General features: G+C 41.5%; 26 protein-coding genes. 13 read left to right on the top strand and 13 right to left on the bottom strand.

All coding sequences use genetic code 11. The features are described 5' to 3' along the window. The 4 genes from ACPPVU_RS00185 to ACPPVU_RS00170 form a co-directional block, all read right to left on the bottom strand. Complete coding sequence (locus tag ACPPVU_RS00185) at window positions 1–1,341, bottom strand: MFS transporter (RefSeq protein ID WP_426669666.1); 1,341 nt, start codon at window positions 1,339–1,341, stop codon at window positions 1–3. Window positions 1,342–1,887: 546 nt separating this feature from the next. Next, window positions 1,888–2,661, bottom strand: coding sequence for a molybdopterin-dependent oxidoreductase (locus tag ACPPVU_RS00180; RefSeq protein WP_426669665.1), 774 nt, complete (start codon window positions 2,659–2,661; stop codon window positions 1,888–1,890). Window positions 2,662–2,698: 37 nt separating this feature from the next. Further along, a complete protein-coding gene (locus ACPPVU_RS00175) occupies window positions 2,699–3,352 on the bottom strand; it encodes a cytochrome b/b6 domain-containing protein (RefSeq protein ID WP_426669664.1) in 654 nt (217 codons plus the stop codon). A gap of 216 nt (window positions 3,353–3,568) precedes the next feature. Next, complete coding sequence (locus ACPPVU_RS00170) at window positions 3,569–4,366, bottom strand: DUF1223 domain-containing protein (protein WP_426669663.1); 798 nt, start codon at window positions 4,364–4,366, stop codon at window positions 3,569–3,571. 170 nt (window positions 4,367–4,536) lie between these two features. Between ACPPVU_RS00170 and ACPPVU_RS00165 the strand changes: the two genes are divergently transcribed. Next, entirely contained in the window at window positions 4,537–5,109 is a 573-nt protein-coding gene (locus tag ACPPVU_RS00165; RefSeq protein ID WP_426669662.1) for a sigma-70 family RNA polymerase sigma factor, read from the top strand. Between the two features lies 1 nt (window position 5,110). Further along, complete coding sequence (locus ACPPVU_RS00160; protein WP_426669661.1) at window positions 5,111–5,386, top strand: hypothetical protein; 276 nt, start codon at window positions 5,111–5,113, stop codon at window positions 5,384–5,386. A 445-nt stretch (window positions 5,387–5,831) separates the two neighbouring features. On the opposite strand, the gene ACPPVU_RS00155 is transcribed toward ACPPVU_RS00160, so the two are convergent. Both ACPPVU_RS00155 and ACPPVU_RS00150 read right to left on the bottom strand, forming a co-directional pair. Beyond that, a complete protein-coding gene (locus ACPPVU_RS00155; RefSeq protein WP_426669660.1) occupies window positions 5,832–6,260 on the bottom strand; it encodes a hypothetical protein in 429 nt (142 codons plus the stop codon). A gap of 124 nt (window positions 6,261–6,384) precedes the next feature. Further along, entirely contained in the window at window positions 6,385–6,945 is a 561-nt protein-coding gene (locus ACPPVU_RS00150; protein ID WP_426669659.1) for a dihydrofolate reductase family protein, read from the bottom strand. Window positions 6,946–7,191: 246 nt separating this feature from the next. Here ACPPVU_RS00150 and ACPPVU_RS00145 point away from each other — a divergent pair, with 246 nt between their 5' ends. Next, window positions 7,192–7,395 carry a hypothetical protein gene (locus tag ACPPVU_RS00145; RefSeq protein ID WP_426669658.1) on the top strand — a complete coding sequence of 68 codons (204 nt, stop codon included), beginning with the start codon at window positions 7,192–7,194 and terminating at the stop codon, window positions 7,393–7,395. A 99-nt stretch (window positions 7,396–7,494) separates the two neighbouring features. Here the strand turns inward: ACPPVU_RS00145 and ACPPVU_RS00140 are convergent, their stop codons facing one another. Both ACPPVU_RS00140 and ACPPVU_RS00135 read right to left on the bottom strand, forming a co-directional pair. Further along, the gene (locus ACPPVU_RS00140) at window positions 7,495–8,238 is read right to left on the bottom strand and encodes an NADPH-dependent F420 reductase (protein WP_426669657.1); all 744 of its coding nucleotides are present in this window, start codon (window positions 8,236–8,238) and stop codon (window positions 7,495–7,497) included. Window positions 8,239–8,262: 24 nt separating this feature from the next. Continuing rightward, entirely contained in the window at window positions 8,263–8,718 is a 456-nt protein-coding gene (locus ACPPVU_RS00135) for an SRPBCC family protein (RefSeq protein ID WP_426669656.1), read from the bottom strand. Window positions 8,719–9,175: 457 nt separating this feature from the next. On the opposite strand from ACPPVU_RS00135, the gene thrA reads away from it, so the two are divergent. The 5 genes from thrA (at window position 9,176) to ACPPVU_RS00110 (ending at window position 14,791) form a co-directional block, all read left to right on the top strand. Next, window positions 9,176–11,623 (top strand): bifunctional aspartate kinase/homoserine dehydrogenase I, encoded by a 2,448-nt coding sequence (gene thrA, locus ACPPVU_RS00130; protein ID WP_426669655.1) that lies wholly within the window; start codon window positions 9,176–9,178, stop codon window positions 11,621–11,623. A 164-nt stretch (window positions 11,624–11,787) separates the two neighbouring features. After that, complete coding sequence (locus tag ACPPVU_RS00125) at window positions 11,788–12,747, top strand: homoserine kinase (protein ID WP_426669654.1); 960 nt, start codon at window positions 11,788–11,790, stop codon at window positions 12,745–12,747. 121 nt (window positions 12,748–12,868) lie between these two features. Continuing rightward, the gene (thrC, locus tag ACPPVU_RS00120) at window positions 12,869–14,179 is read left to right on the top strand and encodes a threonine synthase (RefSeq protein ID WP_426669653.1); all 1,311 of its coding nucleotides are present in this window, start codon (window positions 12,869–12,871) and stop codon (window positions 14,177–14,179) included. A gap of 82 nt (window positions 14,180–14,261) precedes the next feature. Then, entirely contained in the window at window positions 14,262–14,483 is a 222-nt protein-coding gene (locus ACPPVU_RS00115; RefSeq protein ID WP_426669652.1) for a hypothetical protein, read from the top strand. Continuing rightward, window positions 14,480–14,791 (top strand): type II toxin-antitoxin system RelE/ParE family toxin, encoded by a 312-nt coding sequence (locus tag ACPPVU_RS00110; protein ID WP_426669651.1) that lies wholly within the window; start codon window positions 14,480–14,482, stop codon window positions 14,789–14,791. Before ACPPVU_RS00115 ends, ACPPVU_RS00110 begins: the two co-directional genes overlap by 4 nt. Window positions 14,792–14,858: 67 nt before the next feature. Here the strand turns inward: ACPPVU_RS00110 and ACPPVU_RS00105 are convergent, their stop codons facing one another. Continuing rightward, entirely contained in the window at window positions 14,859–15,161 is a 303-nt protein-coding gene (locus tag ACPPVU_RS00105; RefSeq protein ID WP_426669650.1) for a type II toxin-antitoxin system RelE/ParE family toxin, read from the bottom strand. Continuing rightward, window positions 15,149–15,331 carry a hypothetical protein gene (locus ACPPVU_RS00100; RefSeq protein WP_426669649.1) on the bottom strand — a complete coding sequence of 61 codons (183 nt, stop codon included), beginning with the start codon at window positions 15,329–15,331 and terminating at the stop codon, window positions 15,149–15,151. Before ACPPVU_RS00100 ends, ACPPVU_RS00105 begins: the two co-directional genes overlap by 13 nt. 77 nt (window positions 15,332–15,408) lie before the next feature. On the opposite strand from ACPPVU_RS00100, the gene ACPPVU_RS00095 reads away from it, so the two are divergent. Beyond that, window positions 15,409–16,014, top strand: a complete 606-nt coding sequence (locus ACPPVU_RS00095) for an HAD family hydrolase (protein ID WP_426669648.1) — start codon at window positions 15,409–15,411, stop codon at window positions 16,012–16,014. A gap of 241 nt (window positions 16,015–16,255) precedes the next feature. On the opposite strand, the gene ACPPVU_RS00090 is transcribed toward ACPPVU_RS00095, so the two are convergent. Beyond that, window positions 16,256–17,425: a hypothetical protein gene (locus tag ACPPVU_RS00090; protein WP_426669647.1), complete on the bottom strand. Its 1,170-nt coding sequence runs from the start codon at window positions 17,423–17,425 to the stop codon at window positions 16,256–16,258. A 345-nt stretch (window positions 17,426–17,770) separates the two neighbouring features. Between ACPPVU_RS00090 and ACPPVU_RS00085 the strand changes: the two genes are divergently transcribed. Then, a complete protein-coding gene (locus tag ACPPVU_RS00085) occupies window positions 17,771–18,616 on the top strand; it encodes an HNH endonuclease (protein WP_426669646.1) in 846 nt (281 codons plus the stop codon). Window positions 18,617–18,655: 39 nt separating this feature from the next. After that, window positions 18,656–19,432, top strand: coding sequence for a hypothetical protein (locus ACPPVU_RS00080; protein WP_426669645.1), 777 nt, complete (start codon window positions 18,656–18,658; stop codon window positions 19,430–19,432). Window positions 19,433–19,437: 5 nt separating this feature from the next. Here ACPPVU_RS00080 and ACPPVU_RS00075 read toward each other — a convergent pair whose 3' ends face one another. Together ACPPVU_RS00075 and ACPPVU_RS00070 are read right to left on the bottom strand one after the other, a co-directional pair. Next, a complete protein-coding gene (locus tag ACPPVU_RS00075; RefSeq protein WP_426669644.1) occupies window positions 19,438–20,370 on the bottom strand; it encodes a DUF6371 domain-containing protein in 933 nt (310 codons plus the stop codon). Window positions 20,371–20,512: 142 nt separating this feature from the next. Further along, entirely contained in the window at window positions 20,513–21,598 is a 1,086-nt protein-coding gene (locus ACPPVU_RS00070; RefSeq protein ID WP_426669643.1) for an AAA family ATPase, read from the bottom strand. Between the two features lie 163 nt (window positions 21,599–21,761). Between ACPPVU_RS00070 and ACPPVU_RS00065 the strand changes: the two genes are divergently transcribed. Then, window positions 21,762–22,283 (top strand): hypothetical protein, encoded by a 522-nt coding sequence (locus ACPPVU_RS00065; RefSeq protein WP_426669642.1) that lies wholly within the window; start codon window positions 21,762–21,764, stop codon window positions 22,281–22,283. An 85-nt stretch (window positions 22,284–22,368) separates the two neighbouring features. Then, window positions 22,369–23,193, top strand: a complete 825-nt coding sequence (locus tag ACPPVU_RS00060) for an N-acetylmuramoyl-L-alanine amidase (RefSeq protein ID WP_426669641.1) — start codon at window positions 22,369–22,371, stop codon at window positions 23,191–23,193. The last annotated feature ends 11 nt before the right edge of the window (window positions 23,194–23,204 follow it).

Here is a 23,204-nt window from a genome sequence, read left to right as displayed (position 1 = left end):
TCAACCCCTCTTCTCTTTAAAACGGCTGAAGAATATAAACGCCGTAATACAAAGTGCAAACCCGCATACACCGCTCAGGCGCAGGCCAAAATCGTGACCGGGATCTTTACCATAAACAGTAAGAAAGGCAAATAGGGCGATGCCTAATGTCTGTCCCATTTTTACAAACAGGTATTTTACGGCGAAGAACATGCCTTCTCTATTTTCTCCGGTTTCATTTGCATCTTCCTGCGCAATGCCGGCTAATATTGCATTAGGTAAAATACCCAATGCAGCCAATGGAAACGATGTACAAAGCACCAAAGCATAAGCCTGTATGTATGCCGATATTGGAAACTTCCCCAGAAAATACATCGCCACAAAAATGAGGCTTAGCAAGGCAAATGAAAAAAGCACCAAAGGTTTTTTACCTATCTTTTTGGACAGGTAATTAATAAGCGGGTAGAAAAACAATGATAATACCACCATTGCACCCATTAACGCCCCGCCGATAGATTCTGGCAGGCCAAGCAACACCGTAACAAAATATAGCATCCCGCTGGAGATAACACTCAGAGACATATAAAACGAAAAATCGGATATGAGGTAGTATTTAAAATTGACATTGCTGAAAGTTTTACTGATAGCCGCCAGGATAGGTAAATGCGATGGTTTGCTGCTTGAGTATTTTGTCTCGTCAATTGCAAATATGGGTATCATCATAATTATTCCGGCAAAAAGAGCTAACCCCCATATGGTATATTGTACTGCGATGTCGCGCGCGGTAATATGGAATAGGTATTGTACTACATCGGCATAATTGTTTACGGATGCCGCGATCATGATCCCTACCACAAACCCAGCTTGCTGAAAGGAAGATAGCTTAACTTTTTCTTCCGGGGTTTCTGTTAGCTCGGGAAGCAATGCGTTATAAGGGATTATATAAGCTGTTACACTCATAAAGAACAAGGTCATGGTAACGGCAAGCCAGGCGGCGTTACTGCCGCTTTGTCGCATTACTAACGGGTAAAAGGTAAGACAGCAAAAAACGACAGCTGGTAATATAGCCCATTTCATGAATGGAGTGCGTCGTCCTTTGGGGTTTTTACTTTTATCGCTGAGGGAGGCAATAAAGGGGTCGAATAAGGCGTCAACAAATCTGCCTGATGCAGCAATAATCGATAAGATATTAACAACTCCAAACAACAATAACTGAGGAACTAAAGGGACAAGCCCTGCATTAGATGGTGGAAGATAAAAGTAGGGCAGCATCACGATAATGATATTGGTCATGATGCTCCAGCCGATCATTCCGCAGGCATAGGCGAGCTGTTTGCTCAGGGGTAATTTTGCAACAGGCATTTAGCGCAAGATGCAAATATTAAGCTATTTTAGAAAGCGGGATCACTAATTAATAATAAACAGGGGGCTCCTATCATGGAAATGGCGTTTAAAATGTTATACGTATAGATTTGGAGCTAAAGCCAAACAGCAATGAATAAAAAGTCTGATGCTAAAATTCATTGTCGTCCCATTTATGGCTACTGGCTATCCACATCTATATTTCTCAAAAAAAGCTGCTCCTTTAGGAGCTAAATGTTGGTAGAAGAATTGAAATGATTTTTTGCGCCGTAGGTGCAACACCCGAACTATGCATTTCGAATAACAATGGCGAAATGTATTGCACCTACGGGGCAAAATGAGCTATGGCGTCTTTTTTTTCTACCGACATGTTACCCCGCTGGGGTATATGAAATGATATGGGTACTCGGTAGCCATTTATGAGACGGAAACGATGAGGAAACAAGCGAGACTTTAGTTAAAATCAGCAAAAATTTTTTAAAAGCGATTGGAACTCATGCGGTCTTCCTTATAAATAGATTATCGCGTTTTAATTCGAAAAAAATATTACAGCCCAGAGTAATAATCATAACCCTGTTCTGCCCAATAATCACGCGGACGGGTGTTGCTAAAGCTTATGCTCCCGATGCGTTTCAGATTTTTGATGCCATATTTTACCGGGATGATCAGCCGGAGAGGTTGCCCATGATTACCGTTTAACAATTCGTCATTCATCTGGTAAGCCAGTAATGTTTGCGGATGAAGGGCGCTTGGCATATCAATACCGACATAGTATTGCTTATCGGGTGTTTCGAGGCCTACATAGCCCATTTTCGCTTCAGACTGGAGATTATAATGATCTATAAAGTCGCGGAATTTTACTCCTTCCCAGTGCGAGATCTGGTCCCAGCCCTCTACACATTTAAAATCATAGGTAATGCCGGTTTTGGGCAATTTCATGATTTCGTCCAGTGTGATCTGTAATGTCTCACCTGAAAGTTTCTTTACTTGTAATTTCCAATTCTCGGGCGGCAGTTTGCCTTCTGAACCTATATCGCTATTATGCCTGATCTTTTTAGCAGCCATTGACCGTGGGTAGGTTTTTACCAAATGGTTTTCGTTGAACGTAAGTCTCCTGAAAAATAATTCGGTTTTATTAAGGGCACGGCGTAATGGCTTATGTGCGCCTGCAGTTATCCCGGCAGTTTCATCGGGCGATTTATACAGCCATCGCCAGCCTTCATAGGCGCCAACGGCATAAGCACCAAAAATGGCAAACGAAATAAAATTCCGACGTTTGATCTTCTGATCGATGGTCAGTTCCTTTTTAGGCTTTTTCATTTTCGTTATTCCTTTCTATTTCTATTGCCGGTTTTGGTTACTCGTTTATTACTTCAAATCCGGATATGACCGATCTGAAATTGTTCCACCCGGCTAATATTACCTGTACAATATGGATCACAAAAAATAAAACGTAGCCGATGGTCAACACAAAATGCCAAATCCTCGCCAGGTGATATCCTCCACATAGCCAGCAGAGCCAATAAAACTGAACGGGCTTATAAATAGCCAGTCCGGTGATGACCGAACCCACACCCATTACTATAATAGCAGTGTAGGCAATACGTTGAGCAGCGTTATATTTGTCCTGCGGAGGGACAGTTTTACGGATGTGCAGATCATGCAACAGCACCAGCCACGCTTCTTTAAATGAATTGCGCTTTGGCACCAATTGCCGCCACTCTCCGGATATAATGGTGTACAAAATATAGAATATGCCATTCAGCGTGAAGAACCACATGAACAGGAAGTGGAACGCCATTCCCTCGGCAAGGCGTGAGGGGATATGTAGCAGGTTATAATACCAGTCGGGAAAGAACCTTACAAAAGTGTGCCCGAATAGGGTGATGCTATACTCATCATTGGCCCAATAAATAAGCATCCCGCTCCATATCATGATGGTTAATATGGGGAAGTTAACCCAATGCGTCCAACGCATTACTAAGGGATGTTTTTCTTTGATGACTTTCATTCAGTGGCGAAATTATTTAAAATACGGCATACATCAGCGATAGGTTTCCAACTACAAATGTTCGAAATAAATTCCCTCCCTTGGGAGGGGTGCGACTGGATGTGAAGTGGCAGGGAGGGGTTTCTGCGCTATTAAAGCTATCGTTAAACCCCTTCCTACACCTTCCCCGAGGAAGGAATCGCACATCCCGGCACTCATTTTAATATTCAATCTACATTAATTATTGCTGCTCAAATTAGCAGGGAATGCAGCTTTTGATGCCCCGATTATCTCTCCGCTTGATGTATTTTGCACAAAACCGATCAGCTCCCATTTTTGCGGATCGAAGCCTTGGGGTAGGGAAAAGCTTTGTGTACCATCAGCCGCCTTTTTTAATGGCGTAGCTTTCAGTTGGTTTACGATCTGCACATGCGATAGCGTATGCCCTCCGTTTTCTCCGGCCTCTACTTTTGTAGTCGCATCCTTCTGGATCAGGGCTATTAGCAGGTCATAATTTTTTTTAGCCCCTTCGGTGTGGTATTGCACGGTTGCTTTGTTATTTTCTACTTTGATACCGCTAAGCGTTAGTTTGGTTTTCTCTGATCCGTCAAGACCGGTTTTAATCGCATTGCGCAAATTGGCTTCTTCTGAACCTACACATTCAGAGGTACCATTGATCACGGCCTGTGGTGTGTAATATTGTGGTAATTTTAACCATTGAGCATATTGTTTTTGGCGAGCGGTATAATCAGCGCTGCTAAATGCATCCTTCCATCCCAGCCGGTCCCAGTAATCTACATGGAAAGCCAGGATATAGATTGGTTTATCACCGCTTTCTTTTTCTAAGCGGGCAATCAGCTTATCCGCAGGCGGGCAGCTTGAGCAGCCTTCGGAAGTGAATAATTCGATCACGGCAAATCCTTTACCATTGCTGTTAATGTTTGCTTTTGAATGTGTGCCATTGATAAAAGCTAATGCTGATATAGTTACCACTACAAGGCAGGTGGCGGCTATAAATACTTTAATTGCTTTCATGTTGTTGATATTTAATGTGTGTCGAGATCTTATTTACAGAGTTAGTCGGCAGCAGAATCTTTTCCTTACATAAATTTACGACTTTTTTACCGGGCTATGATTTTTTGCAAAAATACCTTGTAAGGTTTTGATAAATTTACGACTAAGCATTAATACTTACAGCTTAATTAATGATAACTAAAACAGAAACGCTAAACCCGCATAAGTGGGTGGAGGCTTATGCCGATTATATGTATACTTATGCCAACGCCCGTATCAATGATGAGGAGCAGGCGAAGGACCTGGTACAGGAAACCTTTTTAGCGGCACTTGAAAAGGTAAATTCATTTGAAGGAAAAAGCTCGGAGCGCACATGGTTGACGGCCATATTGCGAAATAAAATAATAGATATATACCGTAAAAAATCATCCCGGTTGCTTAATGCTGATGTAGAAAAAGCGGAAGATGAGCAAGCAGACTTTTTTGACCCGGAAGATGGACATTGGATGCCTGAACGTGCACCGAGGGAGTTCGGTATTGACAATCATGACCTGGTGGTAAGCAAAGAGTTTAATAGTATACTGCAAAAATGTATGCAGAAACTCCCGGCATTGTGGATGTCTGTTTTTACGATGAAGCATATGGATGATCAAACAACTGATATTATTTGTGCCGAACTGAAACTGACAGCAGCCAATTTTTGGGTGATCATCCATCGTACAAAACTTAACCTGAGGGCTTGCCTTCAAAAAAACTGGATTTGATATGGGACCGTTAAAAAAGATCACACACAACTGTAAAAAGGCTACTTTTCTGATAGAGAAGAAGCTTATCGGGCGCATTACCCTGCGTGAGCAATTAGAACTGCGGATACACCTGTTCGGTTGCTCGGTATGCCGCATTTACCAAAAGCAAACAATAAAGATCACTGAGATGATCCGCCAGCTTTTTAATAGCGCTGTAAATAAGGAAACAAAGCTGGATGATGAATTTAAAAAGGATTTGCAGGATAGGATTGAGGAGGAGTTGAATAAGGATTAGGATGGAGGATTGTGCGATTTTCCTCTTGAATGTAATGATATAGCAGTTAGGAAACTATTTGTAATGGGTATATATTAGATATGTATCTCTCGAAACTTCTTTAGCCCCAAATCTTATAAGTTTGCCTTCATTCTCTATTTCGTAGACAGTTACTTTGTCGTTGATTTGGCGCACCGGTCTTTTTTTAAAAAATATTCACGAGTACTTTTCCATTGGTGTTCCCAAATATTTAGTCCATCGATATAGTATTTTTCACTTTCCCTTATTGTGGCGCTACAGTTCCAATAATTACTATCTTCCATACTTGATTTTTGTTGTAATAGGGTTTTGGGCGAAATTACGGTTTTTTTATTTCCCTGCAGGGTCTCTCGCAGAGAGACCCTGCAGGGACAGAGTTTTTTCGCGAACTAATTATATTCCTCAATTTGGACAGGAAGGCTATTTTTTAACAAAAGCTTCCATTGAAAATTTCAAATAATAAATCTCTGGCTGTTGTTTGTGTTTTAATCGTGCGTCTATAAATTATTATGAAACAAAATATAATAGAAATTATAGCTCCGATATATTGAGATTCAGTTATAAAAAGAATAATTATCCCAATTATCCCGATTAATATGGGCAATACGTTTATGTTGTAGTCTAAAGTTACTTCGATATTGTTTTTGAGAACTTCGACTTTAAATGTTCCGCCATCTATGCGTCCTACTGTCTCAAAACTCCACATAAACTTAAAAGAGTTATCATCAAATTCAACTTTATTATTGGTGGTATCAAGTACTCTATACTTGTTATTATTTAACTCTAATACGATTTTATCAATAGCAGTTTTGGAATCGAGGTTAGATGACTCAGAAAGTGTGTATGTTAATTTCACTTGCAATAAGGTTTCCCGAATATAGAAATTATCTTACATGCTCACCTAAAGAATAAGCAAACTGCATTAGATAATCGCTCTATCTTTTCGTCAACACAACCTTCAACCCCATCAAATTTTCCCTTCACTGTTTCAAATACCGAAGCACAACAGTCCCCGATTTAAAAACCGTCGACTCAACCAATTTTAATTGTAATTTCTCTTGCAGGTTGATCCCGTCAAATACCCGTCTCCCTTCTCCTATAACTATTGGGTGAACCACAAAAATATATTCATCAATCAGGCCAAGCTCTGCCAATTGTGACGGAATGGTTACACCGCCGGTCATAATATTTTTACCTTGCTCTTGTTTCAATTTAAGTATTTCGTCTTGAAGACTCGTACGAACAATTCTCGTTTTTTTTCCTTCGGCGCTTTCTAATGATCGGGAAAAAACAACAATTTTTTCAACAGCGTCAAATGCCCGGGCAAATTCGTAATCTGGATTTGCCTGCTGGGAAGGGTCATTCGCCACATCGGGCCAATAAGGAACCATCAATTGATAAGTTTTACGCCCGTAGACGAATGTGTCAGCATCCCGCGTGAGTTGGATAAAATACTCCATCATTTCTTCAGCAGGAGAAAATTTGGTATGGTCGCAACAGCCATCTAAGGTGGTGTTTATGGCGTAGATTAAATTTCTCATTTTATTGGTTTTAGCTTTGATTTTTCTGATGTGTTTTGTTAAGATCAGATCAAAGATAAAAGACTTAGTCATTCACAGTGAGGGCGTTCCGCGACAAAAAGAGGACGTTTTAAGATAAGTGCAGAGCCTCATCAAAAGAGAAAAATCACAGCTTAAAATTTTAATTAAAATACTTTGTAAGGCTTGTTAATCCCGTCCGACTAAGGAGAAAAGTGTAAAAAACTATTAACAAACCAAAAACACAGTATGAAATCAATTTTTTCAAAAGCGGCTATTGCCGTTGTAGTTGCAGCTTGCTTCAGTCTTAATGTAATGGCATCAGTTCATGTTTCACCCGCTGATACCGGCAAAATGAGCAAGATGGATCACAAAATGGATAAGAAGATGGATAAGAAATCCGATAAAATGAGTAAAAAAGGCAAAATGGCCAAAGACTCAAGCAAAATGTGAGTTGTTTTTTGTTGCCTCACCTAAATCCTCTCCAAAGGAGAGGACTTTAACTGCGCTCCCATTAAAACCCTCTCCTTTGGAGAGGGCAGGGTGAGGCTGCTATATTTTATTCTCCTTAAAGTTCTTCAGCCAGGTTGTAAAATCTGCCTCCATTTGTGCCTCGTTGTCATGATGTTTCCCTGTGATCTGGTCGCGCATGTCAGACCACTCGGTTCCCATTGCTTCAACCCTTTTTTTGAGTTCATCAAGCGTGATATCCCTGCAATAAATAGAACTGCCCGGCTGCTGCTTCCACGATTGGGCAATTGTGCCAATATCAAAAGTGTCGAAACCCAAGTCATCTACCAGCTTAAATACAACTTCTTTGGCTTTAGTATTATCGCCAGAGACTGCTAAAGCAATACGGTCTTTCGCCCCTTTCGGCTTGCCCAGATCATTCAGACTGGCTGCAAAAATGGAATTAAATACCTTAATAACAGGAATACCCAACTGCTCCTGAACCCATAAGCTTTCAATACCACTTTGCTCAAGCGAAGGAATAACTCCATCGCGAAGCCTTGGGTAATAATTGCAGGTGTCAATGATAACCACGTCCTCCGGAAGATCTTTAAACAGTTCTTTAGGAAGATTCGGTACATTCTTTTGCGGGATGGTAACAATGATCACTTCTTTATTTTTTACAGCTTCTTCAACTGTGGTTGCCTCTGCGCCAATTTCCCCGGCAAGCTGTTTTAAAGAAGCTGGTCCACGGGAGTTAGCAATGGAAACCTGATGGCCCAGCTTAACAAATTTTGATGCAAGGCAACTTCCAATTTGCCCTGCACCAATGATTCCTATATTCATAGTTTGATATTTTAATAGTTTACCCTAACTGGAAACCGGTGTGCCTTTTTTTTCAGCGTTTAGGTGTTCAGCGATCTTATTGATATTTTGAAGCCAGCCGCCGTCCATAGCGTTGTACAAGTTGAAATTTTCCAGTGTAGAAGCGCCTGAGTGGTCCAGGAAAAGCTCAGTTCCTTTACCTTTTGGCCGCAGCTCCCACACAACTACAGTGTCAAGGGTGATCTTGCCATCACCTGGTCCGCATTTCCACGAGTAGGAGAGTTTTTTAAAAGGAATGATCTCTAACACCTTACAATAAACGATGCCGTCAAAATTAAGGCTCGGTATCGGGTTTACATTGAACTGAAAATCGCGCCCTTCAATAGGTTGAAAATCAGTTTTCATTAACCATAGCGCCATAAGGTCGGCATTGGTCAGATATTCCCAAACCGACTCCTGCGGGTGAGGGAAGAAAAATTGGTGATTGATGCTTGTTGTCATAATAGGTAACTTTTAAGTTACTCAAATGTATAAGTAACTTTTGAGTTACGCAAGTATATTTTTAAATAATTTAAATGGTAATTTCTTGGTTAGTAAATGATAAATGTGCATAGCCATGTGCGATTCCTTCCTTGGGGAAGGTGGAGGAAGGGGTTTATCCGATAGACTTTTTAGCGTAGAAACCCCTCCCTGCCACTTCGCATCCAACCGCACCCCTCCCGAGGGAGGGAATTTAAGACGTTGAGCTATAAATAAAAATAACCCTTGCATATATAAAAAATATCTACTTACTTTACAGGCATTACAGAGATGATAATTAACAGCACCATAATTATAACAACAACTACCACCGGGATAATTTCCGGAGGAAGATGATCTTGTGGTGTAAAACATAGAAAGAAACCAACAACGAGCCTCCCTCCGAAACGAGGGAGGCTTTTTTATTTAATAGCAGTAAATGAAGATTTTAAAATTCGGAGGTACTTCCGTCGGTTCAGCAAAAAGCATCAGTACAGTGATCGACATCCTGAAAAAAGAGTACGAAGCTGGTGAAAAGCCGGTAGTGGTTTTGTCGGCCATGAGCGGGGTTACCAATTTGCTCTCGTCCATGGCTGAAAACGCGTCAAAAGGCGAAGATTTTACAGTTCAGTTGGCAGAGCTGGAAACCCGTCACTTTGATATGGTACGAACGCTGCTCAACGTACAGCATCAGAACCCGGCGTATACCAGGCTCAAGATCAACTTTAACCACCTGGAAGAATTGCTGCAAGGCGTGCTGACCCTCCGTGAGCTTACCCCGAAAACCCGCGACTTGATATTGAGCTATGGCGAACGCTGCTCCACACTGATGATCAGTAAAATGGCAGCGCAGTATTTCCCGGAAGCTTTGTTTGTGGATGCCTCTGAACTTATAAAGACTGACAGTGATTTCGGTCACGCCAAGGTGAATATGGAGCTGACCGAACTGCTGATCAAAGGTTTTACACAGGAGAACCCGGATAAGATGTTGTTTGTAACCGGTTTTATAGCCTCTAATGATGCCGGACAGATCACTACTTTAGGCCGTGGTGGCAGTGATTATACTGCGGCGATATTCGGTTCGGCACTGAATGCTGCTGAAATACAGATCTGGACCGATGTAAACGGGATGATGACCGCTGATCCGCGTATGGTGAAGAAGGCATTCTCCTTACCCGAGCTGACCTATACTGAAGCGATGGAGTTATCCTACTTTGGTGCGAAAGTGATCTACCCGCCAACGATGATTCCGGCTTTTTTAAAGAGAATACCAATTATTATAAAAAACACTTTTGAGGTAGATTTTGAAGGGACAATTATACAGCACCATTGCAAACCATCCTCTTTACCGATAAAAGGAATATCATCTATTAATGATATCAGCATTATTAATGTTGAAGGCAGCGGGATGGTTGGAAAATCAGGCTTTAGTGGACGGTTGTTTTCCCTTCTGGCACGCGAGCAGATCAATATTATACTGATCACTCAGTCTTCATCAGAGCATAGCATCACCTTTGCAGTTAACCCCGGCGATGCAGAAAAGGCTAGACGTGTTATCGAACAAGAATTTGAACTGGAGCTACTGGCCAATAAGCTGGAGCATCCGGATATTGAACAAAACCTGGCTAATTTGGCTATAGTAGGGGAAAATATGAAGCAAACTCCGGGCATATCCGGTAAATTGTTCCATGCGCTTGGCCGTAATGGTGTCAATGTGAGGGCTATTGCACAGGGCTCGTCTGAGTACAATATTTCGGTAATTATCTCAAGCAAGGATCTGGCGAAAGCGCTGAATGCGGTGCATGATGCCTTTTTTGTTCAGCTGAATAAAACGCTGCATGCCTTTTGCCTTGGCACTGGTAATATCGGTACTACTTTGTTCAATCAATTAAATCAGCATAGCGGGTTTTTACAGGAGAATAACGGTATACAAGTTAAAATTGCCGGTATCAGCAATACCCGCAAAATGATCTTTAACGCGGATGGTTTGTCGCTGGATAAATGGCAGGACGAATTACAGCAATCGGATGAAAAAGCAAATTTGGCGGCATTTGTAGCCAAGATGAAGCAAATGAACTTGCCTAACTGCGTGTTTATTGATAATACCGCAAGTCCGCAACCTATTGAGTTTTACGAGGATATTTTTAAGTCGAATATATCCGTAGTTACCTGTAATAAGATAGGTAATTCGGCTGCTTACAGTCAGTATAAAACCTTCAGGGATACTGCGAGGCAGCATGGGGTTGATTTCTTTTATGAGACCAATGTAGGCGCTGGTTTGCCAATCATCCGTACTTTGAAAGATTTGATGAGCAGCGGTGACAGGGTTAAGCGTATCGAAGCAATACTGTCGGGAACTATTTCGTTCATCTTTAACAATTTTAAGGGTGATGCTAACTTCCACGATGTGGTGAAAATGGCCCAGGATAAAGGGTATACCGAACCTGATCCGCGTGATGACTTGAGGGGGACAGACTTTATGCGTAAAATATTAATCCTCGCCCGTGATGCAGGTTATGCTATGGAAGCAGCAGACGTGCAGATAGAAAGTATGCTGCCAAAAAGCTGCCTCGAGGCCCAAAGCGTAGATGATTTTTATGCAGCTTTGAAAAAAGAAGACGCGTACTTTACCAAATTGAAAGAACAAGCCGAAAAAGAAAAGAAAGTATTACGCTACATTGGTAAGCTGGAGGATGGCAAAGCGGCCATCACCCTGCAAATGGTGGATGAGAGCCATCCGTTCTACATGCTGTCGGGAAGTGATAATATAATTTCATTTACTACTGATCGCTATAAAGACAGACCGTTGGTGGTAAAAGGTCCCGGTGCCGGAGCCGAGGTAACCGCTGCCGGTGTATTTGCTGACCTGATAAACGTGGGGGCTTAGCCCCCCGACCCCCTGAAGGGGGAGTAAAAACAAGAATTAAACAGCCCCCCAGCCCCCTGAAGGGGGAGTAATGGTAAAAACAAGAATCAAACAGCCCCCCAGCCCCCTGAAGGGGGAGTAATGGTAAAAACAAAATGGACAATAATATACAAGAATCAAAGAAAATGACAAGCATTTTTGCTCCCCTTTCAGGGGGCCGGGGGGTTAAAGTTTTTGCCCCGGCGACTGTCGCCAACGTGGTTTGCGGTTTTGACGTGCTGGGTTTCGCGGTAAATGAACCGGGCGACGAAGTGATCATGCGTATAACCAACAAGCCAGGTATTATCATCAGTAAGATCACCGGAGACAATGGACGCTTGCCACTTGATCCGGCTAAGAATACCGTGAGCGTAAGTGTTCAGCATTATTTGCAAAGCATTGGGAGGACGGATATTGGGTTGGATATTGAGTTGCATAAAAAGATGCCGATAGGTAGTGGCCTGGGCTCAAGCTCGGCGAGTACGGTTGCCGGTTTGTTTGCTGCCAAGACCTTATTGGGCGATGATACAGACCCTGCAAAACTACTTCCTTTTGCTCGAAAAGGTGAGGAAATGGCCTGTGGGCACGGACACGCAGATAATGTAGCTCCGGCACTGTTGGGCGGTTTTGTATTGATCAGAAGCTATGATCCGTTGGATGTGATCAGGCTGCCGCATCCGAAAGATCTGTATTGCGCTATCGTATTTCCTGATGTGGATGTACCAACTCGTGAGGCCCGTCAGATCATCCGAAATAAAATACTAATGAAAGATGCCGTAACCCAATGGGGCAATATCGCCGGACTGGTAAGCGGCCTGTTTATGAATGATATCGACCTGATTGGAAGAAGCATGAAAGACATACTGGTTGAGCCCGTACGCTCTATGCTGATCCCCGACTTTTATAAAATGCGCGAGATGGCGATGGAAATGGGTGCAGTAAGCTTTGGTATCTCAGGCTCTGGTCCATCGGTGTTTGCGTTCACGCGCGATGAGGAAACCGCCAGGAAGATCACCCAAAAATTACAACGGCACCTGACAAGTATCCAGATCGGCTCAAATACTTATGTGTCGGATATTAATGATAAAGGACCGAAGGTTTTATAAAAACACTAATTTCTAAATTCTAAACTCTAATAGGGTTTTAGGTTAGGCTTAAAGGAGAAAACTAATAAAAGTATAAGATTAATAAATCCGAAATCGAACATCCGAAATCCGAAATACAAAGATGAAATTCTACAGTACTAACAATACCGATACCCGTGTTTCTTTTAAAGAGGCGGTTTTTAATAGTATGCCACAGGATAGGGGCTTGTACATGCCTGCCACAATTCCGCGTTTGGATGATAAGTTTCTCAACAATCTGGACGGTTATACTTTGCCGGAGATCGCTTTCCATGTGGCTAAAAATCTGTTGGAAGATGATATTCCGGCGGAAGATCTGAAGGCTATCATCCATGATGCTATTAACTTTTATGCACCTGTGGTTGGACTGGAAGAAAGCGTTTTTGTGCTGGAGCTTTTCCACGGGCCATCATTGGCGTTTAAGGATTTTGGCGCCAGATTCATGAGCCGGGTGATGAGCTACTTTTTAGAGGATGGCGAAAAGCAGTTGGACGTACTGGTAGCCACATCAGGCGATACCGGTGGTGCTGTGGCTTTGGGCTTTTTAGGTGTGCCGAATACAAGGGTAACCATCCTTTATCCCAAAGGGAAAGTGAGTGGCATACAGGAATTACAACTCACCACAAACGGCCAGAACATCCGTGCTATTGAGGTTGACGGTACTTTTGACGATTGCCAGGCGCTGGTAAAACAGGCCTTTACCGATCCTGAGTTGAATGCTAAATTCCGCCTGACATCTGCTAACTCTATCAATATCGCCAGGCTTATCCCCCAAACATTTTACTATTTTAATGCCTACGCCCAAATGCTGAAGCAGGGCAGGGATAAGGTGGTGTTTTCTGTGCCAAGCGGTAATTTCGGGAATATCGGTGCGGGGTTGTTAGCATGGAAAATGGGTTTACCCGTAACGCAATTTATAGCTGCTACTAACGCCAATGATACCGTGCCCGAGTTTTTGAAGACGGGCGTTTATCAACCCAAACCATCGGTACAAACTATCTCCAATGCGATGGATGTAGGCAACCCGAGCAACTGGGTTAGGATAGCCGATATGTTTAAGGATGATGCAGATAAATTGAGTGAATTGATCATCGGTTTTAGCTATAATGATGAGGAGACATTGGCTGCCGTAGAGAAGATTTACAGCAGTTACCACTATGTTGCGTGTCCGCATACAGCAATTGCCTGGCAGGCGCTTAAAGACTGGCAGCAGGACCAGCCAACCGGACGTGCCTCAGGCGTATTTTTATCCACCGCCCATCCTTGTAAATTTCCGGATGTATTGCCGGGGCATGTTGCAAAAGCTATTGAGATACCCGGCGAGGTGCAGGAACTGGAAGGCAAAACTAAACAGGCGGCATCTTTGGGAGTAGATTTTGAAGGATTTAAGAACTGGTTATTGAAGAATGAATAGAGAAGGGCGTTAGAAAGCAAAAAACATTTAGACTAAAATTTATCAAATCTTCAGTAACTTAGTATTATTAAAGTAAACAGATATGGATTTACAGGCAGAGAAACTAAAGTTAGTTCAAGCTGTGTTGAATATAGAAGATATCGGCCTGATTAAGGAGGTCGAAAATTTATTAAAAAGTCATCATCATGACTGGTTTGATGATCTTGATACTGATCAGCAGGCATCTGTTAAAAGGGGATTGGAACAGGCGGACAAGGGAGAAACTATTAGCCACGAAAAAGCTGCTACCCGGCTTGGTTTATGAGTTATACGATAATATGGACATCAGAAGCGTTAACAACTTTTGAGGACAGAATAACCTACCTGAAAATAAACTGGACAGAAAAAGAAATCAAAAATTTCAAGAAAAGGGTAAATGAGTATTTTGAGGTATTAAAAGAAGAGCCTCTCATTGGGAAAAATACAGGGAGATTTAAAAATGTTCATATCGGTCTTATAATTAAACAGGTGTCCATTATCTATCGTGTTAAAACAAGCACAAAAGAAATTGAATTGATTTCCTTCATTGATAATCGCCGGAATCCCCGGAAAATTAAAAAATACAAAGCGTAAAATCCTTATTGAGCTATCTTTATCCCATGATCAACACCATCATATTTGATCTCGGTGCGGTGAATACTTATTTCAAACCGGGATTATTTGAAAGCAAGCGTTTGTTGTGGTGAACTGTAATCACATCTATTCTTTTTTCAGATACTATTTTGTAGATGATCCTATAGCTTCCGATTAAAATTGCCCTGATAGAAATATCTTGCTTTTCGGGTACAATCTTACCGGATTTTGGCTGTTTTTCTAAAACTTTTACAGCATCGAAGAATCTTTGTACCTGAATTTTAGCGTAATGGTCCGAGTCTTTAGCAATAAATTCAGCGATCTTATCAATATCCTGAATAGCTTGCTTTGTCCACTTTACTTCAGCCATTTCGATAAACTTTCTTTTGCCTCGTCAGTTGAAACTGTATTTCCGGCATTAGATTGTTTTAACCCGATTTCGATCTTATCCAATAATAATAACCTGTCCAGAATTTCTTCAAAACTAAATTCACTGGGCAATTCATTCACACTTTTTAACACTTCTTCCCTTGTCAGCATAGCTATATTTTAATACTTCTAATTTACTAAACTATAATTTAAAGTAAAAGTGTTTATTTAGTACTGAATTTTATCTCATGATCAACACCATCATATTTGACCTCGGTGCGGTGCTAATTGACTGGAACCCGAGATACATGTACCGGACTATCTTTAGCGATGAGACCGAAATGGAACGTTTTCTGAGTGAAGTGACTACGTCCGACTGGAATGAGGAACAGGACGGTGGTCGTTCCTTGCTGGAGGGGACGGAGTTTTTGGTAAACAAACACCCCGAGCATGAGGATAACATCCGCGCTTTCTACAGTCGCTGGGACGAGATGCTTGGCGATGCATTTCATGATGTAGTAGAAATATTGCACCAGTTAAAGCAGCATGATAAATACAAAATTTATGCGCTCACCAACTGGTCGGCAGAGACTTTTCCGGTGGCTTATGAGCGGTTTGATTTCATGAAATGGTTTGACGGTATCGTAGTATCAGGGGCCGAAAAAATGCGCAAGCCTACTCCAGAGTTTTACCATATCCTGCTGGATCGTTATCATGTGAAAGCTGAAGAGTCCTTATTTATCGACGATAACTACCGCAATATACTTGCCGCCGAGAAGATAGGTATACTATGTATTCATTTTACTACGGCAGAGGAGTTGAGTGATACTTTAAAGCAGATGCAGATTTTATAGTTCATAGCGAGGAACGAAGTCGGAGTTTTCAAAAGATTTAGTTATCGATATAATTCCCTCCCTGGGGAGGGGTGCGACTGGAGGTGAAGTGGCAGGGAGGGGTTTCTGCGCTATTAAAACTATCGGAAAACCCCTTCCTACACCTTCCCCGAGGAAGGAACCGACCTTAGGAGCTCATGAATACCTAACAAAAACAAATAATAATATTCATAATCGCACATTCCCGCCCGATTGACATTGTTTACTTATCCAAATAAAACTTCGCTCCTATATCAAAGAAACGCATACTAAGAGTGCGCTCATAAGGTGCATAGCTAAAAGCAACTTCGAATTTTTTATTGACCGCTACGCCTGCTGTAATAGGTAAATTGTACCAAAATACACCCGGATCAACGAGTTTGTAACCGTTAACATAAGTTGGATCGCTGCTGTAGGCGGAAAAATTGAGGTTTGCACCGCCACCAACAAATACCTTAATATTGTCCCTGTTGTATAGGTTATAGAGTATCTGCGGACCGATGCTGAAGCTTGCCTGATCGAATGTTGCGATGGCAACGGCGCCTGTTGATGTATAATAGCTTGTTTTTGCGTTGATGTATGAAAGCCCGGCAGTAACTCTGAATACCCATTGCTGTACGTTTGGGTTATCAAATGCGTCGAACCCGAAATTTATCCTCGGGATTGCATTGAACACGCCCGACTCATACTTTTCCTGCGCATAAGAAAATGAACCGCCCAGGAACCAGCGAAATCTTGATTTTTCAATATGCCCGTTTGCCCTGGCTACAGTATCTCCATTTATTTTGTAAACTATCTTTTCTATCTGGTCCTGCTCAAAGGCAATAGTACCGGCCTCGTCGATTAGTTTGGTGTTGCCCGGAGTATATTGGTTGATATAAACGATCAGCTGCCCGCGAAAAAATGCCCGCTCAACAGACTGATGCTGCTCATTGTAATATTGCGTGTATTTAAGCTCGACAGGGGTACCATTGGCCTCAGTAACAAAATAGCGGAACTTACGGCCATCGGCTTGTGAGTAGAGCGACAGATGACTGCCGGCAGTTACCAACCGTAAAAATATGCTGGCTTGTATCTTGCTGGTATCCAGTTTGGGTGCTAAATTGGGGAAATGGTTAAGGTCATTACTGATAAGCCCGGTATAGGTGATATAGGTTTCCATACCATTTACGCCGAAACCACGGGCAGTAGTTGGGTCGAACTGTTGCGTTTGCTGGTCGTCTTTAGTGGCCTTAAAGTCAACAGAAATGGGACTCTCGGACCATTCGCGGTAATCGATATAGCCTTTTACCGTATCGCCATTGGTTTTTACAACATAGCCCTGGTGAAAATTAGTTTGCGCGAAAACGACCGTCGGCAAAGCAACAAGCAAGAGAATATAAAGTGATCTCATTTAGGTAATCGTGATTTGGTTTGAGGTTAAATATAAGGGATTAAAATTATTGTGGCAATTTTTTGTTTGGGGATGCTGTAACATCTGTAACAGGTGTCACTCCGTTTTACAGGTGTTACAAGTGTTACAGTTCACTTATAGTCGATTGATAAGCATTCCGTCACTAATTATATTCGTTAATGGAATTTTATTTGATGAACGACCAGCCTACTACCTGCCCGATTTGTGGTGCAAGAACTGCTATTATATCCGATTTCTATCATACTAATCTCAAGTTGTTTATAAATGAATGTTTAAATATTAAATGCAAACACGTATTTTTAGAGATAGAACCTGATAATTGAGTTGGATATAAGCATAAATTTTGGTAGTCTTAAAGTCGGAGAGTTCTATGATCGGAACTACCTCACTGAGTTATGGCGCTACAAAGGCCGTCAAGCGTTAAGCAGAGGCGTAGTTACCCCTGTATCCACTAATGCAATAATCCTTTTCGTTACCAAAGAAAAACAAAACTCTGCCACCCAATACAATGATTATATAAATGACGATTTTCTTTACTGGGAAGGTGAGGAAAAAGACGCAAACAATAATAGGATAATTAATGCGAAGGCAAATGGCGATCCTATACACCTTTTTTATCGACTTAAGCACCACACATATTTTAAATATTTAGGAATAATTGAATTGGTTGATTTTTTCGAAAAAATTGATAGACCGCTTCAATTCATTTTTCAAGTCTCTCCGATAATTAATAATAATGAGAACCCGAAAATATTTGCTGAACCTGAATTTATCTACAACGTGAAAGAAACTGAAAAACGTTCTCTCTCACTAAGCAGGATAGGACAAGGTAAGTACCGTTTTAACCTATTGAACTTATGGGATGCATGTGCAATTACTAATGTTAAAGTTCCAGAAATATTAAAAGCTTCTCATATCAAACCATGGAAGGATTCTGATAATAGTGAAAGACTAGACCCTTATAATGGGTTAATACTTACACCAACATTAGATTCTTTATTTGATGAAGGATTTATATCCTTTGAAAATAACGGTGGGATTATCCTTTCAAAGAATATTCAACCCTATTCTGATTTGCTCAATCTATCTCCTGATATGAAATTGAGAAAGGTATTCAATAACAACTTGCAATATTTAGAATATCATAGAGATGTGGTGTATTTGAAGTGAGTTGTTTATATTTATTTTATTATTACCTAACCTTTAACCATGACCTTTATAGAAGACTTTAAAAAACCTATTAATTATATTTCTATCCTATTAGCAATTTTAGGGATAGCTTCAGGCTTCTTTTTTTATCTGAACAGTAAAAAAAATAAAGTTATATCTTACAATATTACTGAACCCTCATCATTAATTTATGATAGTAAAAACTCATCTTCTGCAATAAAAGTAATTGAGAAAGACAGCATACCAATAAAGGATAATGTTTACATTTTAACAGGAACTATATGGAATAGTGGTAATCTGCCTGTAACAAATGAAGATGTTAGACAAAATATATCTCTAAACTTATCAGGAACCCAAAAAATACTCGATTTTAAAATAATAAAACAGACTGATCCTGATATTGCAAAATTTAATCTAACCAAGATAAATAATAAATCACTTGGCTTATCTTGGAAATACTTTGACCCTGACTATGCTTTTAAATTTCAGATTATTTACACAGGTAATGAAAATCCGGGGTTTAAATTAAATGGGAAAGTTCTTGGCATAAAGGTTTTCAAAAAAGTTAATGCCGCAGAAAAAATAGATTATAGAGTCATGATGATAACAGCTATTTTGGGGCTGGTAATAATTTATTTTAGTGCAACAACATACATTAAAGCGGATAATTTAATTAGGTCTAGAAATATTGAAAATAAGAGAGTAAGATATTTGATGCGGTTAATGGTGGCTCTGTTGATCATATTGGTAATATTAACTATTGTTTTAATAGTGAAGTTTTATAATAATTTGAATAATACAATACCTTTCTCCTGATGATCTTACCCCCTTCCCAACAAATCCCCTAAATCCAGCCCTTGTTTAAGTTCATCCTCATTAGCTTTATGTTCCATTGCTTTGAAAACTTTAAAGGTGGTGCCGGGCATTTGGGTTTGGATGGATAGGGCTTTTATGCGCCATTTGTCATAAGCGTTCAGATCGGGGAAGAGGTATACCTTTCGGCCTTTTAGTGCCTGGCATATTTCAAACTTCAAATTATGCAAACTGCCTGCTGCCAGCCATAGCATGTCGGGTAGTAAGGCGCTGGCTATAATGGCCGTCTTTTCGCTCTCCACAATGGCTACCGGTTTGGTGGGTTCTTCGTTTAAAAGATGTTCACCGAATAGGCATTGTTTTAGGTTGAAGTTCACATCAAGATTAGCCAATTTATGTGCCCAGGTAATATGGTTAAATGGTTCTTTTACCCGTTTCCCGGTTTGCTTATCATAAAGCATTACTTTACCGGTACGTACGTTGCCTGCGGTATCTAACTGCCAGAATATGGTTGCTCCCGGCCAATGGTTAGATGTGCCTATCCGGTATCGGCCTACTAATTCATCAGCCTTATCAAACCCAAAAAGAGTAATTAAATATTGTACAAAGTAGTTTTGACCATAATTGGTAAAGCTGGCATTAACGGTATCTGGGTGGATATAGCTTGGTGGCGATGGGTTATAGGTTTTACGTATTACGTTGTACGTTTTTTGGGTCGATTGTGGCTTGTACATCCAGTTGGCATAAAAATAATGGCGTGGTTTGTAATGGTATCCGCATTTGTCTTCACGACTGCATCTACCTACATGATCGGCAAGGTATTGGTCGGTTTCGGTATCAATGTATCGGCAAAAGGTTTTGTTACGATGGTTGCATATGGGGCAATGGTAACGGCTTGCCGGACCGTTATAGGGTTCGAGGGTATAGCGTAGAGTGGTCATTGGTGATTTGGGAAGTGTAACATCTGTAACACCTGTAAAGGGGAGTGACAGGTGTTACACGTGTTACAGTGATTGTTGAGTGATGAAGTGTAACACCTGTAACAGGTGTAAAGAAGGGCGACAGGCGTTACACCTGTTACAGTTAGTCTTTAAGGTTTTTCAGTATCCGGCCTACAGTTTGATGCGAAACGTTAAGCTCCTTGCCAATTTCGCGTAAGCTAAAACCTTTTTGATGCAGTTGGAATATCTGGGTGTTTCTTTCATCATCATCCTCGTCTGTTCGTTGTTTGAGGTGATCCCATTCGCTACTGAAACCAATGTGCCGGTAATGCAGAAAATTATCAGGCTTTAGTATCTGGTAAACTATCACATTCTTCTCGCCATAAAGCTCCTCGGTATTGCGCTGTTTTATCTGCTTTAAATACCTGATGCTGGAGTCCTTCTGGCTCTCGCCGATAGAGAACGCGCTATCGCAAAAATTGATGAGCATCTTGCTGCCCTGCAAGTCGTTACGGTTGATTGGTGCTGACTTATCCCTTTTTGGTGTATGCGCCAACGCAAGTATGGATAAACTGTACTTTTCCTTCAGTGCTTTTAACTGTTTCATCAGTGGCAGGGCATCTTTGGCGCGTTCAGTTTCGGTACGCAGGTAGGTGATGTTATCGATGATAACAATAGTGGCGTTTACCTGCAATACTTCGTGCTCGATCATGTGGCAGATGTAATCCTCAAAGTTCCTGAAACCGTCGGGGACTTCAAGCAAGGGGTTTAGCTCGGCACGGTACAGGTTTGGACTAAAGGCATACCGGCTTTTATGCTCATCTACATAACGGCTCTCAAACTGCCTGCCCGATAGCTCGAAATCGAAATAAAGCACCGTTTGCTGATCAGCCTCAAAAGTAAAAGGCGCTATACCTTCGCCTTTGGCAATACTGTCGCCTATCTGCACCGCTAAAATAGACTTGCCTATATTGGTGTCAGAAAATAGAATGCACAGCTCATGCTCAAACCAAAGTTCGCCAAACAGTGGCAGGGCAGCGGCTTTGTTGCTTTGATGTTCCAGCCATGCAGAAGCTGAGCGGGTAACAAATGGTTTGTCACTCTGGTCGTCATCACTCATCATTTGGTTGATGGATGTTTTAAGGTCATCAAGGCTAAGATCATAGACACTTGAGAACGGGGCAGCCTGACCCGGCTGCATTGAGGTGGGTTTTTGTTTGTTCTCCATATTTTATTTAATAGGTCTAAAGTTCGGCAAACGCTAAAAAACTTATGGTGACAGGGTTTTGTCAGTAATAATCACTTTATTCTACAGCAATTATGCCTGTATATTGCATCTTAAACTAAAACCGCTTAACTTTCCACCTTATTTAATACTAAACCTTATTAAAATGAAGAAGCTATTATTCCTTGCGGCAGGTGTGCTGTTTGTTTTGTACTCGTGCAAGAAAAGCACTCCAGCAGTTACCCCTCTTACTAATGGTATTTCGGCAACTATTAATGGCGTAAATGAAACCTTTAATTTCGCAGCATTTGCTGAAAGCACTCAGGATGGTCTCGGAAGCGGTTATGAGATTATTTTTTTAGCGGCTAAAGATCCCAGCAATTCTTCTGGCATTAAAGTTATTGTAAACTTTCCCAATCAGCCAACCATAGGCACTTATAGTTTTGATCCAACAAATGTCAACAATTTGGGTCCGGAGATAAATTATTTTAATTCTGATGGCCCTGACAATCGGTTAAATGCGTATGGTACCAGCGATGGGCCTTATACAGGTACAGTAACAATTACTTCACTTAGCAGCACCAATGTACAAGGTACTTTTAGCGGAACGCTTCATGAACAGGATCAAAGCTCTGCTGTCCATACAGTTACAATTACAAACGGCAAGTTCAATGTAAAATTTCAATAGAAAGATAAAAGCATATAATCAGTATTTAAGTAAAACTTTTGTGGCTGTATAGCATTACATTGATACATTGCTTAAGTTAGCATTTATGAACTACCGCCACTACTTACTGCTACTGCTAACTGCCTTCACACTGGCTTCCTGTTCGCCTAAAGGACCCTATGCGGTTACCAATAAGGTGTACAAGCACCAGTCGGACTCGATGGCTAAGGTGATTGAGCAGGAGCAGCCGGCTATGCTGGCGGATAGTGCGGGTGTGCCGGTGCCGTCGGCATTTGTAGGGACGGTTAACTTTAATATGCGCAAGCCTAATTATGTGATCATCCATTTTACCGCGCAGGATTCGCTAGGGCAAACGCTCAAGACTTTCACGGTGGTAAAAACACAGGTGAGTGCGCATTATGTGGTGGGCAAGGATGGCAAGGTGGTGCATATGCTGAACGATTACCTGCGCGCCTGGCATGCCGGCATCAGCAAGTGGGGCAGTATCAGCGATATGAATAGCTGCTCGATAGGGATTGAGATTGATAATAATGGAAACGAACCTTTTACCGATCCGCAGATAAAGAGTCTGCTGGCTTTACTGGCCCATCTGAAAAAGGCATATAATATACCGGCGAATAATTTTATCGGTCACCAGGATATAGCACCACTCCGCAAGCCAGACCCCGGACCATTCTTCCCGTGGAAAGTATTGGCGCAGCATGGTTTCGGCTACTGGAGCGATGATGTGCTGGAGCTTGCCCCGGATAATTTTGATTATGCCACCGCCCTCAGACTGATAGGCTATGATACATCCAACATCACTGCCGCTATAGTGGCCTTTAAACGGCACTTTGTACAAACAGATGTCACCGCGCAACTCACCCAGCTGGATCTGAATGTGTTGTATAATGTTTATCAGAAATATTAGTTGGCAGTGGC

Origin of the sequence: Mucilaginibacter sp. McL0603, from assembly GCF_049992945.1 — a bacterium.
In the GTDB taxonomy this organism is placed as follows: Bacteria; Bacteroidota; Bacteroidia; order Sphingobacteriales; family Sphingobacteriaceae; genus Mucilaginibacter.
The sequence above is the reverse complement of the archived record's forward strand: the minus strand, read 5'-3'. Positions and strand labels throughout refer to the sequence as shown.